General features: G+C 49.8%; 15 protein-coding genes and 1 tRNA gene. 5 read left to right on the forward strand and 11 right to left on the reverse strand.

Annotated features, from left to right (window positions below):
• Positions 1 to 61: 61 nt before the first annotated feature.
• On the forward strand, positions 62 to 532 hold the full coding sequence (locus tag DQM57_RS05220; protein WP_107960802.1) for a DUF1841 family protein: 471 nt from the start codon (positions 62 to 64) through the stop codon (positions 530 to 532).
• A 79-nt stretch (positions 533 to 611) separates the two neighbouring features.
• Here the strand turns inward: DQM57_RS05220 and hpnC are convergent, their stop codons facing one another.
• Complete coding sequence (gene hpnC, locus DQM57_RS05225; protein WP_108043826.1) at positions 612 to 1,424, reverse strand: squalene synthase HpnC; 813 nt, start codon at positions 1,422 to 1,424, stop codon at positions 612 to 614.
• An 86-nt stretch (positions 1,425 to 1,510) separates the two neighbouring features.
• Complete coding sequence (locus tag DQM57_RS05230) at positions 1,511 to 1,993, reverse strand: FKBP-type peptidyl-prolyl cis-trans isomerase (protein ID WP_111727192.1); 483 nt, start codon at positions 1,991 to 1,993, stop codon at positions 1,511 to 1,513.
• 474 nt (positions 1,994 to 2,467) lie between these two features.
• Here DQM57_RS05230 and DQM57_RS05240 point away from each other — a divergent pair, with 474 nt between their 5' ends.
• Both DQM57_RS05240 and DQM57_RS05245 read left to right on the forward strand, forming a co-directional pair.
• Positions 2,468 to 2,743, forward strand: coding sequence for a hypothetical protein (locus tag DQM57_RS05240; RefSeq protein WP_107859752.1), 276 nt, complete (start codon positions 2,468 to 2,470; stop codon positions 2,741 to 2,743).
• Between the two features lie 95 nt (positions 2,744 to 2,838).
• A complete protein-coding gene (locus tag DQM57_RS05245; RefSeq protein ID WP_107859751.1) occupies positions 2,839 to 4,203 on the forward strand; it encodes an FAD-binding oxidoreductase in 1,365 nt (454 codons plus the stop codon).
• Positions 4,204 to 4,379: 176 nt separating this feature from the next.
• On the opposite strand, the gene smpB is transcribed toward DQM57_RS05245, so the two are convergent.
• From smpB to DQM57_RS05295, 9 genes are all read right to left on the reverse strand, one after another.
• Positions 4,380 to 4,826, reverse strand: a complete 447-nt coding sequence (gene smpB / locus DQM57_RS05250; protein WP_003674814.1) for an SsrA-binding protein SmpB — start codon at positions 4,824 to 4,826, stop codon at positions 4,380 to 4,382.
• Between the two features lie 54 nt (positions 4,827 to 4,880).
• The gene (waaF, locus tag DQM57_RS05255) at positions 4,881 to 5,891 is read right to left on the reverse strand and encodes a lipopolysaccharide heptosyltransferase II (RefSeq protein WP_107859750.1); all 1,011 of its coding nucleotides are present in this window, start codon (positions 5,889 to 5,891) and stop codon (positions 4,881 to 4,883) included.
• 325 nt (positions 5,892 to 6,216) lie between these two features.
• Positions 6,217 to 6,292 (reverse strand) — tRNA-Asn (locus DQM57_RS05265).
• A 190-nt stretch (positions 6,293 to 6,482) separates the two neighbouring features.
• Positions 6,483 to 7,238 carry a methylated-DNA--[protein]-cysteine S-methyltransferase gene (locus DQM57_RS05270; RefSeq protein ID WP_111727193.1) on the reverse strand — a complete coding sequence of 252 codons (756 nt, stop codon included), beginning with the start codon at positions 7,236 to 7,238 and terminating at the stop codon, positions 6,483 to 6,485.
• An 86-nt stretch (positions 7,239 to 7,324) separates the two neighbouring features.
• Positions 7,325 to 8,470, reverse strand: a complete 1,146-nt coding sequence (dapE, locus tag DQM57_RS05275) for a succinyl-diaminopimelate desuccinylase (RefSeq protein ID WP_167395541.1) — start codon at positions 8,468 to 8,470, stop codon at positions 7,325 to 7,327.
• Positions 8,471 to 8,569: 99 nt separating this feature from the next.
• Positions 8,570 to 9,190, reverse strand: coding sequence for an HI_0552 family protein (locus DQM57_RS05280; protein ID WP_003674827.1), 621 nt, complete (start codon positions 9,188 to 9,190; stop codon positions 8,570 to 8,572).
• Positions 9,191 to 9,308: 118 nt separating this feature from the next.
• The gene (locus tag DQM57_RS05285) at positions 9,309 to 9,818 is read right to left on the reverse strand and encodes a hemerythrin domain-containing protein (protein ID WP_003741856.1); all 510 of its coding nucleotides are present in this window, start codon (positions 9,816 to 9,818) and stop codon (positions 9,309 to 9,311) included.
• A 92-nt stretch (positions 9,819 to 9,910) separates the two neighbouring features.
• Positions 9,911 to 10,465 (reverse strand): azurin, encoded by a 555-nt coding sequence (azu, locus tag DQM57_RS05290; RefSeq protein ID WP_003674831.1) that lies wholly within the window; start codon positions 10,463 to 10,465, stop codon positions 9,911 to 9,913.
• Between the two features lie 279 nt (positions 10,466 to 10,744).
• On the reverse strand, positions 10,745 to 11,167 hold the full coding sequence (locus DQM57_RS05295) for a DciA family protein (protein WP_111727666.1): 423 nt from the start codon (positions 11,165 to 11,167) through the stop codon (positions 10,745 to 10,747).
• A 130-nt stretch (positions 11,168 to 11,297) separates the two neighbouring features.
• On the opposite strand from DQM57_RS05295, the gene secA reads away from it, so the two are divergent.
• On the forward strand, positions 11,298 to 14,048 hold the full coding sequence (gene secA / locus DQM57_RS05300; protein ID WP_111727194.1) for a preprotein translocase subunit SecA: 2,751 nt from the start codon (positions 11,298 to 11,300) through the stop codon (positions 14,046 to 14,048).
• A gap of 155 nt (positions 14,049 to 14,203) precedes the next feature.
• The gene (gene dnaG, locus DQM57_RS05305) at positions 14,204 to 15,976 is read left to right on the forward strand and encodes a DNA primase (protein WP_111727195.1); all 1,773 of its coding nucleotides are present in this window, start codon (positions 14,204 to 14,206) and stop codon (positions 15,974 to 15,976) included.
• Positions 15,977 to 16,033 lie beyond the last annotated feature (57 nt).

Below are 16,033 nucleotides of genomic sequence, written 5' to 3' on the forward strand. Positions count from 1 at the left end.
ATTTAATTTATGTAAAACCACCATTGATCAAACCTATAAACACCCTACCTGATAATACGCCATGTATGATGTAAACACGCACGATGTCCGCCGATTTTTCGCCAAAGTATGGGAACACCGCCTCCGCCCGTTACAGCTGAGCGCATTAGAACAAAAGGCTCTTCGCATTATCGAGGCACACCCCGAATACCACCGTTACCTCGAACATATCGAAAACCATCTGGATACCTGCTGGCTACCGGAAAACGGAGAAAGCAACCCGTTTCTTCACATGTCGCTGCACCTTTCCATCCAAGAACAGGCAGGCATAGACCAACCGCACGGGATACATGCCATCCATAAAACATTGTGTGCCAAAAACGGCTGGCTCAAAGCCGAACACGACATGATGGAGGCCTTGGCAGAAACATTATGGACGGCACAGCGCTACGGAACAGGATTAGATGTCAACGCCTACATGACCAGGTTACGCAGGCTTGTCGGCTTGGGGGCTGAAGACAATGCCAGACCCAACCCTCACGAAATCTCCTAGGAATATCGAACCGGTTGCAATATGCCGTCTGAAACCGAACAGACCTTTTCAGACGGCATATCAGTTCGAATATGCCGCCTTATCGCCATACCGCACGTTTCAACATAATCAGCCAATCTTTCTTGTCCAAAAGGGGACGCTGAGCAAACACATCATATCGACACGCATCCAGTTTCTGCAAAATCATCTGCGCACCCAACACAATCATACGAAGTTCCAAACCGATTCGCCCCTTTAATTCCTTTGCCAAGGGGGAACCGGCCCTCAGCATACGGAATGCGCGTCGGCATTGGAAGGCCATCAGACGTTGAAACGCCGCATCCGCCCTGCCTGCAGCAATCTGTTCTTCAGCGACACCAAATTTCAGCAAATCGTCCTGAGGGATATAGACACGCCCTTTACGCCAATCGACAGCCACATCCTGCCAAAAATTTACAAGCTGCAAAGCCGTACAGATGCCGTCGCTTTGCGCCACGCTCACCGCATCTGTTTTTCCGTATAAAGCCAACATGATGCGTCCGACAGGATTGGCAGAACGCCGGCAATAATCGACCAGCTCGCCGAAATTTCCATACCTTGTTTTAACCACATCCTGAGAAAATGCAGAAAGCAAATCATAAAACGGCTGTAAATCCAAACCAAACGGTGCAACAGCCTCGACATCCAACCGGGCAATCAAAGGATGTGCAGTCTGTCCGCCGGATGCCAACACATCCAACTCGCGCCGCAATACGTCCAAATTTTCTAACCTCGCCTCAATCGGAAAATCCCCCTCATCCGCCATATCGTCCGCAGTCCGTGCAAACGCATATACAGCATGGACCGGCTTTCTTAACCTGCGCGGCAAAATCAATGAGCCGACAGGAAAATTCTCATAATGCCCAACCGACATAATTTAACCCCCATACGGAAAAATGCCGTCTGAAACGGAGCAAACCATTTTCAAACGGCATCCAATATCGACAAGTTGCCGGCAAATCAATGATGGTGATGACCGTGCGGGCCATGGACATGTCCGTGTGCGATTTCCTCATCAGATGCATCGCGCACACTTTCAACCGTTGCCTTAAAGCGTATCTTCATACCGGCCAAAGGATGGTTGCCGTCCACTACCGCCTTGCCGTCGGCAACATCGGTTACACGGTAGATAATAACTTCGCCGGTTTCCGGATCGTCAGCTTCAAACATCATGCCGACTTCGACCTCCACAGGGAACACGCCGACATCTTCGATACGCACCAAATCCGGCTCCTGCTCGCCGAACGCATCATCTGGAGAAAGCACCACATCTACCGTATCGCCGACATCCTTGCCGTGCAACGCCTCTTCCACCAAAGGGAAAATACCGTCATAACCGCCATGCAAATACACAATCGGTTCTTTAGTCTTATCCAGAAGCTGATTGTTGACATCATACATTTCATAATGCAGAGAAACTACGGAATTTTTCACGATAGCCATATTTATCCTTTCATGGACAGCAGATTGATTACAGGCGAATTCTAACACAACCCCCTCCCCCATCGATTACCATTAACCTATTCACAGACTATTCTCCGCCCGTTAAAATGTAAAGTTTTGTTATTTTGTTATCATGTTGTTTTTACGCAACATGGAATAAATACCGCTCTTTTCATCCACCACCCTCCCTGTCATGCCCCAATAAATCATACAACATACTGAATTATATCAATCTATACAATATTCCTGACCATCAGGCTTTCAATGAGTCAGTTGTTTTACAGGATTTATCACTCTCCCTACCTAAAAACTTTTCATTCAATCTTTACTTAGCATTTTTACGACATTGCAATCCCTTATTTCATGGTGCATAATTACGCGAAATTCAGCAATGAATTTCCAATCCAGTTTGTAGTACGGTCAATGAAGACCAATTTGTTTCAATAATTTAAATTGATTTTAAAGGTTACTAAAATGAAAAAATCCCTGTTTGCTGCTGCTTTGTTGTCTTTGGCTCTGGCTGCCTGTGGCGGAGAAAAAGCTGCTGAAACTGCTGCTTCTGCTGCTTCTGAAGCCGCTGCATCTGCTACTGAAGCTGCTGCTTCTGCTGCTGAAGCTACCGAAGCTGCTGCTACTGAAGCCGCTGCTGCTACTACTGAAGCCGCTGCTGCTGCTACTGAAGCTGCTGCTTCTGCTACTGAAGCCGCTGCTTCTGCTACTGAAGCCGCTGCTTCTGAAGCTGCTAAATAATATTCTTTTGAATATAAGAAAAGCAGGATACCATTGCGTATCCTGCTTTTTTACATTCTTCATACTCCCCTTCCCGACTTTTCCGCCTGACTGCCATGCACCTTCACGACCGTTTTGCTGAGTTTCTTTCCGCCTCTGAAATCATCGAAGCCACTCCGGCCTTGTTAAACGACCAACGCCGTCGTTTTGTTTCTTCGCCGGATATTGTTTTACAGCCGAACTCTATCGAGAGCGTTCAGAAAATCATGCGTTTCTGTTTTGAAAACCGCATCCGCGTCACCCCGCAAGGCGGCAATACCGGATTATGCGGCGCAACAGTAACTACCGAAGGCGTACTGCTCAATCTCTCCAAGTTCAACCGCATCCGCGACATCAACCTTGCCGACAACAGCATGACGGTTGAAGCCGGCGTGATTTTGCAGAATGCTCAAAAGGCGGCAGCCGAAGCCGGACGACTGTTCCCGCTCAGTCTTGCTAGCGAAGGCTCCTGTCAAATCGGGGGGAACATCGCCTGTAACGCTGGCGGATTGAACGTATTACGCTACGGCACAATGCGCGATTTGGTCATCGGACTGGAAATTGTCCTGCCAAACGGTGAACTGATTTCCCATCTTCACCCGCTACACAAAAACACCACGGGTTACGATTTACGCCATTTGTTTATCGGTAGCGAAGGTACATTGGGCATTATCACCGCAGCCACGCTCAAGCTGTTTGCTAACCCCTTAGACAAAGCAACCGCATGGGTCGGCATACCCGACATCGAATCCGCAGTCCGCCTGCTGACCGAAACCCAAGCACACTTTGCCGAACGCCTATGCAGTTTTGAGCTGATCAGCCGTTTTGCTGCCGAGTTGTCCTCCGAATTCAGCAATCTCCCCCTGCCGACACACTCAGAATGGCACATCCTGCTTGAATTGACCGATTCACTGCCAAACGACAGCCTTAACGGGCAACTTGCCGAATTCCTATATGAAAAGGGCTTTACCGACAGCGTATTGGCACAAAGCAAACAAGAACGTATCCATATGTGGGCATTGCGTGAAAACATCTCCGCCTCACAACGCAAACTGGGCACCAGCATCAAACACGATATTGCCATCCCCATCGGGTGCGTTGCTGACTTTGTCCGCCGGTGCGCCAAAGATTTGGAACAAAATTTCAAAGGCATACAAATCGTCTGCTTCGGACATTTAGGCGACGGCAGCCTGCACTACAATACTTTTCTGCCGGATATACTCAGTAACGAGGCATATCGTTACGAAGATGACATCAACGGCACGGTTTATCGCAACATACTTGCCTGCAACGGTACAGTTGCCGCAGAACACGGCATAGGTATCATCAAAAAACAATGGCTGGACAAAGTACGCACCCCTGCCGAAATCGCCCTGATGAAAAGCATCAAACAACACCTTGATCCATATAACATCATGAACCCTGGAAAACTGCTTCCATAAACGGTAGACCGACCATATCTTGTACTGACAAAAACAACCGTTATTTCTGATTTTCATACACAATAAGGAAAGGGACAGTAATAAACTGTCCCCTTCCTTACCGGCATCATTTCTATAAACAGAAACCATATCAGACGGCAGCCTTACCCATGCCGTCTGAAACACTGCTTCCACAATCAGCGCGTATGCTTAATCAACCGCTGTTTTTCACGTTTCCAGTCGGCTTCCTTCATACTTTGTCGTTTATCGTGCTGTTTCTTACCTTTTGCCAAACCGATTTCCATCTTGATTTTTCCACGTGAAAAATGCAGGTTCAGCGGCACGATAGTGTAACCGGCACGTTCGGTTTTTCCGATTAATTTGTTGATTTCCGACTGTTTCAACAAGAGCTTGCGCGGGCGTGTGGCATCAGGCTTGATGTGTGTCGAGGCTGTGGGCAACGCAGTAATGTGGCAACCGACCAAATAAAACGCGTCTTTTTTCCAATAAATATAACTCTCTTTAAGCTGTACACGTGCAGCACGGATCGCCTTGACTTCCCAACCTTCCAATACCAAACCGGCTTCAATCTGGTCTTCAATAAAAAAATCGTGAAATGCTTTTTTATTATTCGCAATAGCCATAAACACCCCTATCAATAATCAGCCGCCGCCGGGCAAAATTAGAAAACAAAAACATCATACCGTTTCTTCAACCGCCTGCACAATCCTGTCGGGATAAAGCTTGTTGAGGCAGTCTGTATGCCCCAGCGGACATTCCCGCTTAAAACACGGGGAGCATTCCAAATGGAGGCTGACGATTTTTGCCTTATCGCTCAAAGGCGGCGTGTGTGTCGGACTGGACGAACCATATACCGCCACTACCTTCCTGCCCAAAGCTGCCGCCAAATGCATCAATCCGCTGTCGTTACACACAACCGTATCTGCCAACGACAACAAGTCCATTGCCTGCGACAAATCGGTCTTACCGCATAAATTCACACACATGCCGTCTGAAAGACAGTTGATTTCATCGGCAATTTCATAATCTTTTTGCGAACCGAACAACCAAACCTGCCAGCCCGCCGCCAGATAATGTTTTCCCAACTCGGCAAAATGCTTTGCCGGCCAACGCTTTGCCGGCCCGAATTCCGCACCCGGACAAAAAGCCAAAACAGGCTTTCCAATATCCAAGCCAAAGGTTTCGACAGAAATTTTCCTCTGCCGTTCATCAATTGAAAACTTAGGAAATCCTGAACACCCGTCAAAATCTTTCTGACTCTGATGCGCAAGAGCCGTATATCTGTCCACCATCAACGGCAGACGCCCTTTATCCAGCTTCCGTATATCGTTCAGCAAAAAATAACGGCTTTCACCGACATAACCCGTCCTTTTACCGATACCTGTCGCCAGGGCGATGATTGCCGATTTCAAAGAACCGGGCAGCACGATAACCTGATCGTAGCCGCGCCGTCCCAAATCCCTACCGACCCGCCAACGGCGTTTCAACTCCAACGCACCGTGTCCGAACGGATTTTCAAGAATCTCATTCACTTCAGGCATACGCTCAAACACCGCCATCGACCACTTCGGCGCGAACACATCAATCGTGCAACCGGGGTGAAGTTCCTTCAAACGGCGGAACAAGGGCTGGGTCATCACGCAGTCGCCTATCCAACTGGGAGAAATAATCAGGATTTTTATGGACATAAAACGAAACCGAAATCAGACAGACAGAATTTTACCGCGAAACCGTTGGAAAACCTATCTCGCCGTATCCCAGACACCAAACCCGGTATCTTCACGGTTAAAGCAAAGGCACCCCTACTGAAGTTCACGATATATTGTGCACACGGCAACAACGGGGGTTTCCACTTCATACCCCATTTTTACCAAGCATACCAAGTGAAATCCAATACTTTAGGAACACTTCACAATCTGCCCCCCACATCCCCAACCTGACGAGTAAAAATTTACAAAACATCTAGGAAAACAATAAAAAAGCCTGAACAATCATGTTCAGGCTTTAGAATTTTGGCTCCCCGACCTGGGCTCGAACCAGGGACCTGCGGATTAACAGTCCGTCGCTCTACCGACTGAGCTATCGGGGAATGGGGCGTATTATAGCGTCCACAAAAAAAGTGTCAATCCTTAATCTCGGAAAAATGGGAAACAAAACTACAAGCATATGAATGAAAAAGATATTTAAACCGATGCCTTAAAAGGATTGTCGTTGTATGAGTTTCCACAGCCGTCATCACACCATATTTAAGCCCAGTGAACCGTTCTGCATTTCCCCGCTTAAAATAATGCTGTCTGAACTTCGCCCCGTTCCAAGGCAAGCAGCGATTGTTTACGGTTCAAACCGCCTGCGTAGCCGGTCAGTTTGCCGTCGCTGCCGATGACGCGGTGGCAGGGAATCAGAATGGACACTTTGTTCTGCCCGTTGGCGGCGGCAACGGCGCGGACGGCTTTGGGATTGCCCAAACGCTGCGCCTGCTCCTTGTAGCTGCGCGTTTCGCCGTAAGGAATCGCCAAGAGCGCATCCCATGCCTGCTTTTGAAACTCGGTACCAATCTGCTCCAAAGGCGTGGAAAAGATTTTCAGACGGCATTTGAAGTATAAGTCCAATTCCTGCCGCAGAAGTTGCGTTCGCTCATCTTCCCGAAACACAAACCGCCCGCGCAAAGCTTTTTGGACGGCAGTAATTTCCTGCTCCATATGTTTCTGCCCGACAAACTCCAGCAAACACAAACCCCTGCTGCCGAACACTGCCAGCATCTCGCCCAAAGGCGTGGCAATGGCGGCAGTAGTTAATTCGTTCAGGCTGTCAAGATAACGCGCTTCCAACAGACGGATGGCTCGGCGGATACGGACATATTCTTCGGGCGTGCAGCCGATACGGTCGATAAAATCCTGCTCGAACTGCTTGGCTTCGTGTTCCGTCAAACATTCATACATTAGGGTTTCGAGGTCGGTGGGAAAATCGGTTTCCAGTCGCTCGCGAATTTCATCCCATTTTGAAGAAAAGCCGTTCAAAGAAGGTAGGGTAATCATGTTTTACCTTTTATCTCACCATGTATCGAAGTCAAACCAAAATAACAGTAGCAATACATAGCAATACTGCCACTGCCCTACCGTTTTCAGACGGCCTTTTCAGCCAACAACCGCGCCAATATCCCCTCATACACCGCCGACAGCTTAGGAATATCGTCCAGCCGCACGTTTTCGTTGATTTGGTGGATGGTGGCATTGGACGGACCTAATTCGATGAGTTCTTTCGCAATGGCTTTAATGAAGCGTCCGTCCGAAGTGCCGCCGGTGGTGGACAATTCGGTCTCTACGCCGCAGGTTTCTGCGATGGCGGTGCGTGCCACGTCGGTCAGTTTGCCCGCATGGGTCAGAAAGGGCTGCCCCGAACACGACCACTGCAAATCGTATTGCACACCGTGTTTGTCCAAAATGGCGTGGACGCGTTGTTTCAGCCCTGCTTCTGTGGACTCGGTGGAGAAGCGGAAATTGAATTTGACGTTCAGCTCGCCCGGAATGACATTGGTCGCGCCTGTGCCGCCGTTGATATTGGAAATTTGAAAGCTGGTCGGCGGGAAGTATTCGTTGCCTTCGTCCCAGACTTCCTGCGTTAACTCTAACAAGGCCGGTGCAAAAGTATGCACGGGATTGATTGCCAAATGCGGATAGGCAATATGGCCTTGTTTGCCTTTTACGGTTAGGTTGCCCGACAGCGAGCCGCGCCGGCCGTTTTTAATCATATCGCCCAATTTGTCCACGGCGGTCGGTTCGCCGACGATGCAGTAGTCGATAAGCTCGTCGCGCGCTTTCAACACATCGACGACTTTGGTCGTGCCGTCCAGCGCGTCGCCCTCTTCGTCGGAAGTAATCAGGAGCGCAATGCTGCCTTGATGGTCGGGATGTTTGGCAACGAAGCGTTCGCAGGCGGTAACGAAGCAGGCGATACTGGTTTTCATGTCCGCCGCGCCGCGTCCGTATAGTCTTCCATCGCGTTCGGTCGGCTCAAACGGGGGCGAATCCCATTTTTCAACAGGGCCTGTCGGTACAACGTCGGTATGCCCGGCAAAACAGACGACGGGAGCTTTCGTGCCGCGTCGCAACCAGATGTTTTTAGTGTCGCCGAAATCGAGTTCTTCAGCCGCAAAACCGATTTTGTGCAGGCGTTCAGCAAGCAGTTTTTGGCAATCTCGGTCGTCGGGGGTAACGGATGGGCGGGAAATCAATTCTTTGGCGAGTTCTAGGGATCGGGTTTCGGTCATTTTTCGGCTTTTCTGTTTGAGATGCCGTCTGAACAGATTTTCAGACGGCATTTGATGTTGAATGGAACGGGCTAACGATAGCGAAGCGGATTCTTCAGGTCAAGCACCATGACAGGCTTCGTAAAGCGGCAGCAAATCTTCCACCGTTTCGGCTATCCATTTTGCTACATCCTGCTTGCCCAAATCATCGCGTTCAATGTGTTTGCCAATGCAGAAGAAGTCTTCGTCGTTTTGCAATTTTCGGTCGGATTCGCTTTGTTGCGCGACGGTGCGGTAGTCGTCGTATTCGCTTTCTGCGCCGTGCCACATATCGAATGCGGCGTATTTTTCGATATCAAAATTGTCTAGCCAGCGATTGTACTCGGGCAGCGCAATCGGCGACACATCGGCTTTGTAGCAGTGCCAGTCCAAGCTGACGCTCAGGCGGCGGCGGTTGAGCAGTATCGACAGGATGGCGGCGGAGTTTTTGTATTGTGCGTATTTGAAGTAGGCGAAAAAATGGGCGCGCACCTGCCAGCCGTTACACCAGCGTTCGATATGCGGCGGGGCGAAAGGTTCGCCCAAGTCTGCAGCGACCTGCTGTATCAGCTGCTGCCATATCTGCCAGTTTTCCTTGTAGTCAGCTTTGATTTGCGGAATGCTTTCGGGCTGGTATTTCTTGAGCTGGGCAAACTGGAAAAACGGGATATTGAACAAATCGCAGCTTTTCGGGGTCAGCATGATTGGCTTCCTTTTCAGACGACGTGGTTGTGTTACGGGGATACTGGGGTCGCCTGAAACTCTATTTTCAAGTTTTCAGACAACCTTTGTTTGAAGAAACGGCAATCTACAAACGACCTTATCTGCGTCGGCGCGCCGCCATGATTTCGCCGATCTCGGTCAGTTTCTCTTTGGGGATAAACGTTTTGCCCATGTCGAACAAGGGTTCTTCAATCGCCAGATGCACATCGTAACCTGCCACAAAGCGTTTGAACGCTTCCGCATCAGGGATATAGGCGTTGTCTGCTTCGAGTTTGGCAAATTCGGCAGCCACGGCATCCCAGTTGCCATGTAGGCTTACATGTTGGCGCAAAAGCTCGTCCACGCTTTCTTGGGCTTGCGGCGCGTATTGCAGCAGGAGCGGGAAGAAATTTTCTTCTTCGTCTTCATGGTGCAGCGGCGCGGCAACGTTAAAATACTGGGCAATTTGGCGGATGGTTTGCAAAACAATCTGATTGCAGCCGTTTTCGGCGATGTAGTCCGACAGCATGGCGACTTGGCCGCAGAAACGGCGCACTTTGCCGTGGCAGGCATACAGCATTTCAATCGGTTCGGCAAAGGTAACGCTTTTGGTTTCAAACGGATTCATGGTTTTTAGGTTTTATTCTTAAATTAACGTTTCCAGATTATAACAAAACAGCCTGCACAAGGCAGGCTGTCTGTTTTCAAGCTTTAGGCGGATTAGTCAACCAAAGTCACTTTACCGTTCATCAAAGCACCGTGACCTGGGAAGGTACAAGCGAATTTATATTCGCCGCCGGCCAATTTAGCAGGATCCAGAGTCAGGGAAGCTTCTTCGCCGCCGCCAATCAGTTTGGTGTAGGCAACAACGCGTGCATCATCAGGTTTAACATAGTCGGTTGTAGCTGCGCCAACACCATCTTTGAAAATACCATCCATGTCTTCGGATTTACCGATAACAAGGTTGTGACCCATGCTGGTTTTAGGTTGGGTACCGGTGTGTTTCAGGGTGATGGTAAATTCTTTACAAGCCTTGCTTACTTGGATTTCTTTAGTGTTGTACTGCATAGCGTCGTTGGCTTCAACAGTAGTTGCGCAGTTGCCGGCGGCAGGTGCGGCTGCGGCATCAGCCGGTGCAGCCTCAGAGGCTGCAGGTGCTTCAGCGGCAGGAGCCTCAGAAGCTGCAGGAGCCTCGGCAGCCGGTGCAGCAGGTTCTTGAGAGCAGGCAGCCAAACCGATAACGGCAGCAGAAATCAGAGCCAGATAAGCTTTCATAACAAATCTCCAATTGATGAAATTGTGTTAAATTTTACGAAAATTAAAATGCAACCGATATTAACAAACCTTAAAAAAGCATGGCAACGATTGCATAAACAGATGTCTCAGTACGGTATTTTGCTACAAACTTTACTTGAAATCAAAGCCTGTTTGTAAGTTTACACCAGTTTACCCAAAAACCAGGAAGACTCGCCTTAAGACTATGTATTTAGTATTAGATTAACCACCATTTTACTTTGCCAATTAACTGAAATTTACAATTTTTCGAAAGTAAATTTATGCACCGTGTTTCCTGACCAATTCCGCCAAAGCTTCTGCCAATTCAGGATGTCGCTTTTCCAGCCTAGCTGCCGCCAAATCAAAACTTTCCAATGCAGCTTTACTCAAGTGCAGATTATTCGTTTTCGGCCGGCTTTCCGGCTTCGGTACAACCTTAACCGAAACAGACCGTATTGCCTCATCCAAACCGGCCAATTGCGGCAGAACCGACGGCACAATCATCTTCAAACGCGATGCCGCCATATTGTTTGCCGCCAAAAGGATAAGCCCTCCATCTTCGATGCATGCCGTCTGAAAGTGCGGATGCAGATTAGGGGGAAGCAGTTTTTTTACCGCAGCATCCAAACGCCGCCATTTCCCCGCCTGTTTCAAAAGCCCCGAAAGCAGTGAATCCTGCCTGCCCAGATGTTCCAGATTCATAAAACGCACACCCCGAAAGATTGAAATACTGCAAACGCGCCTTTATTTCAGACGGCATTAGCACTTTACGCAACCGCTTGTGTTAAAATTACGTTTTCGCCCACTATTATATCAGGCGTAGGAATTATTCATGCTGACAAACATCGCTAAGAAAATTTTCGGCAGCCGCAACGATAGGCTGCTCAAACAATACCGCAAATCCGTTGTCAAAATCAACGCACTCGAAGAACAAATGAAAGCCTTGAGCGATGCGGATTTACAGGCCAAAACAGCCGAATTCAAACAACGCCTGGCCGACGGACAGACTCTGGACGACATCTTGGTCGAAGCCTTCGCCGTCTGCCGCGAAGCATCCCGCCGTGTGCTCGGCATGCGCCACTTCGACGTGCAACTGATCGGCGGCATGGTGCTGCACAACGGTAAAATCGCCGAAATGCGCACCGGCGAAGGTAAAACCTTGGTCGCCACCCTTGCCGTTTATCTCAACGCACTTGCCGGCAAAGGCGTACACGTCGTAACCGTCAACGACTACCTTGCCTCACGCGATGCGGGCATCATGGAGCCCCTCTATAATTTCCTCGGCCTTACCGTGGGCGTGATTATTTCAGACATGCAGCCGTTCGACCGTCAAAACGCCTATGCCGCCGATATCACCTACGGCACAAATAATGAATTCGGCTTCGACTACCTGCGCGACAATATGGTTACCGACCAATACGACAAAGTACAGCGCGAATTGAATTTCGCCGTCGTTGACGAAGTGGACTCCATCTTAATTGACGAAGCGCGTACCCCACTGATTATTTCCGGCCAGGCGGACGACAACATCCAGCTCTACCAAATCATGAATACCGTTCCGCCCCACCTCGTCCGTCAAGAGACAGAAGAAGGAGAAGGCGACTATTGGGTCGACGAAAAGGCACATCAGGTCATCCTGAGCGAAGCAGGTCACGAACACGCCGAACAAATCCTGACCCAAATGGGGCTGCTGGCAGAAAACGACTCACTGTACTCGGCGGCAAATATCTCCCTGATGCACCACCTTATGGCAGCATTACGCGCGCACTCGCTGTTCCACAAAGACCAACATTACGTTATCCAAGACGGCGAAATCGTCATCGTGGACGAATTCACCGGCCGGCTGATGTCCGGCCGCCGCTGGTCCGAAGGCCTGCATCAAGCCGTAGAAGCCAAAGAAGGCGTGGAAATCAAACGCGAAAACCAAACCCTTGCCTCCATCACCTTCCAAAACTATTTCCGCCTGTACACCAAGCTCTCCGGCATGACTGGTACAGCAGATACCGAAGCTTTCGAGTTCCAAAGCATTTATAACCTCGAAACCGTCATTATCCCGACCAACCGCCCCGTACAGCGCAAAGACTTCAACGACCAGATTTTCCGTTCTACCGAAGAAAAATTTGAAGCCGTCGTCAAAGACATCGAAGAATGCCACAAACGCGGACAACCCGTCCTCATCGGCACCACCAGCATTGAAAACTCCGAACTGGTTTCCCATCTCCTGCAAAAAGCCGGACTGCCGCATAATGTTCTGAACGCCAAAGAACACGAACGCGAAGCGCTGATTGTCGCCCAGGCAGGTAAAGTCGGCGCCATTACCGTTGCCACCAATATGGCGGGGCGCGGTACGGACATCGTATTGGGCGGCAACCTGAAGCACCAGATTGATGCCATCAGAACTGATGAAACCCTGAACGATGATGAAAAAGCCGCACAAATTTCCGCATTGGAAAACGGTTGGCAAGAAGAACACGATAAAGTAATGGAAGCAGGCGGTTTACACATCATCGGTACGGAACGCCACGAAAGCCGCCGTATCGACAACCAATTGCGCGGACGTTCCGGCCGTCAGGGTGACCCCGGCTCCAGCCGCTTCTATCTCTCCTTTGAAGACCCATTGCTGCGCCTCTTCGCGCTCGACCGTGCCGCCGCCATCCTCAACCGCCTTGCACCCGAACGCGGCGTCGCTATCGAACACAACCTACTGACGCGCCAAATCGAAGGTGCTCAACGCAAAGTTGAAGGTAGAAACTTCGATATGCGCAAACAGGTTCTGGAATACGACGACGTCGCCAACGAGCAACGTAAAGTCATTTACAGCCAACGCAACGAAATTTTAACCAGCAAAGACATCAGCGACCTGATGAAGGAAATTCGTTTTGATGTCATCAGCGGACTTGTAGACATATATATGCCGCCGGACAGCATGGAAGAACAATGGGACATTCCGACTCTGGAAAACCGTCTGGCTGCCGAATTCAGACTGCACGAAGACATTCAGTCCTGGCTGAAAGCAGACAATACAATTGACGGTCAAGACATCAAAGAACGCCTGATCGAACGCATCGAAAACGAATATGCCGCCAAAACCGAACTGGTCGGCAAACAGGCAATGGCTGATTTTGAGCGCAACGTCATGCTGCAGGTCATCGACACCCAATGGCGCGAACATCTTGCCGCCATGGACTACCTGCGACAAGGCATACATCTGCGCAGCTATGCTCAAAAAAATCCGAAGCAGGAATATAAACGTGAAGCCTTTACCATGTTCCAAGACCTGTGGAACGGCATCAAATTCCATATTGCCTCCCTGCTTACATCGGTTCAAATCGAACAAAACCCTGCTGCTGCAGTTGAAGAGCAACCCGTCGGCAACATCCAGTCTATCCATTCGGAATCTCCCGATATGGAAGAGCTTTTGGGGCAGTCGCAAACCGATTTGGTTACCGAGGCCTTTAATCCCGATGGAACGGATTTCAGCCCCGAAGCCTTAGAAGCGCGGGGGCAAATCGTCCATAGGAATGATCCCTGCCCATGCGGAAGCGGCTTGAAATATAAACAGTGCCACGGAAAACTGGATTAAGCGTCCGAGTAGGTATGCCGTCTGAACATCCGATTTCCGGTTTCAGACGGCATTTTGCCTGAATCACCGTATCCGACCGACAATCCGAAAACTCCCGATTTGATACCGTCCGAACTAAAAACAGGCATCCGCCCCTCAGAATCACCCTCAGAATCATGATTCCATCCGATTTCATTGACGAACTTCTGGCCAAAGTCGATATTGTCGATATTATCGACGAGCAGGTTCCGCTGAAAAAGGGCGGGGCGAACTATATGGCTTGTTGTCCGTTCCACAAGGAAAAGACGCCGTCGTTTTCGGTCAGTCCGACCAAGCAGTTTTACCATTGTTTCAGTTGCGGGGCGCACGGTTCGGCGATTGGTTTTGTGATGGAACATCAGGGGCTGTCGTTTCCAGAGGCAGTGCAGTTTCTTGCCGACCGTGTAGGCATGGTTGTGCCTAAAGTGCGCGGGCAGAACGATAATCCCGAAGTCCGTGCCGAACGTAAGAAGAAACAGCAGACGCTGGAGGAAACGACGGCTGCGGCAGCGGATTTTTACGCGCAACAGTTGAAATTTAATCCGACTGCAAAAGCTTATTTGGACAAGCGCGGCTTGAGTGCGGAAGTCATCGCGCATTATGGTTTGGGCTATGCGCCCGACGGCTGGCAGCCTTTGGCGCAAGTGTTCCAACCGTATCCTAATACCGCGTTAGTGGATACGGGTATGGTGATTGACAATGAAGGTCGGCATTATGACCGCTTCCGTCATCGGATTATGTTTCCTATCCGAAATCCGCGCGGGCAGGTAATCGGTTTCGGCGGCAGGGTGTTGGATGACTCCAAACCCAAATATCTAAACTCTCCCGATACACCTTTGTTTGATAAAGGGAAAAACCTTTACGGCTTGTATGAGGGGCGTGCTGCTGTAAAAGAGGCAGGACGGATTTTGGTGGTCGAAGGCTATATGGACGTGGTCGCGCTGGCGCAGTTCGGCGTAGGCTACGGTGTGGCGGCCTTGGGCACGGCAACAACAGCGGAACACGTCAAAATCCTGATGCGTCAGGCAGACAGTATTTATTTCTGTTTCGACGGCGACAGCGCTGGACGGAAAGCCGCTTGGCGCGCACTGGAAAACGCGTTGCCGCAATTGAAAGACGACAAATCGCTGCATTTTTTATTCCTGCCGGAAGAACACGACCCCGACAGTTACATCCGTGCCTATGGAAAAGCGCAATTTGAAGATGCGCTGTTGAATCAAAGCAAGCCGCTGTCGGAATATTTCTGGGAACATCTTTCAGACGGCATTAATCTCAATACGCAGGAAGGCAAGGCGGAATTGGTGAAAACCAGTTCGCCGCTTTTGGCACAGATTACCGCTCCGGCATTGGCTTATTTGTTGAAACAACGGCTTAGCGAGCTGGTCGGCATCGATCCCGACAATCTCGCCCGACTGATGGGACAGGAAGCGCCGAAGCGGCACGTCAAACAAAAAAGCTACAAACTGCCTCCGATTTCCGTCAAACAGCCCGTCATGCTGACGCTGGTACAGCGGCAAATCCGCAGCCTCTTGATAAATCCTGATTGGGCTGCATATATAGACCTGCCCGATTATTTGGTATTAGACGGCGATTTCGCCTGCCTTGCCAATCTTGCCGAATCGATTAAAAGCCATGCCGCCGTACCCGAAACCGCTCAGGTTTTAGAGTATATGCGTGGCTCGCCTTACGAAGAAACGATAAACCGAATCTTCCATTCGACGCTCCAGTCGGAAGAAATGAACAGCAGCAGCGAAGAAGATTGCGAGAATTTCCAAATCGGCATGAAAAAACTGCTCAATGAGTTAAAATACAGCCAAATCGAAGCATTGAAACAAAAAAGCCTAAAATCGGGCTTAAGTGAAAGTGAAAAAAAACTTTTGCTGTCGCTACTGACCGCAAAACAGAACTGACCGGCAAAATACGCCGTCCATAAACCATCATGCCGTCTGAAAAGTATTAGGCACAGC

Source organism: Neisseria cinerea (genome assembly GCF_900475315.1).
Lineage (GTDB): Bacteria > Pseudomonadota > Gammaproteobacteria > Burkholderiales > Neisseriaceae > Neisseria > Neisseria cinerea.